The following is a 209-nucleotide window of genomic DNA, read 5'->3' as shown; positions in this document are numbered from 1 at the left end:
GGGGCTTATGCCTTTCCGATGGGGGTGACCACGGTGACGATGGATGCCTCTGACGGGGCGGGCAATGCGGCGGTGCAGGAGAGCTTTACGGTCACCGTGACGGATGGTGAAGTGCCGGTGATCACGCCGCCCGGTGCTCAATCTGCGTCCACCGATGCTGGCGCAAATACTGCGACGCTGGATGTCACATCACTGGGGTCGGTCACGGA

General features: G+C 63.2%; 1 protein-coding gene. It reads left to right on the top strand.

Annotation, left to right across the window (positions count from 1 at the left end; genetic code table 11):
• The coding region (locus tag UB90_RS22325; protein WP_157888780.1) for a hypothetical protein at positions 1 to 209 on the top strand (209 nt) is incomplete at both ends.

Source organism: Tritonibacter mobilis (assembly GCF_001681715.1).
GTDB classification, from domain to species: Bacteria; Pseudomonadota; Alphaproteobacteria; order Rhodobacterales; family Rhodobacteraceae; genus Epibacterium; species Epibacterium mobile.
Note: the sequence above shows the minus strand (reverse complement) of the source record. Positions and strands in the feature narration are given on the sequence as shown.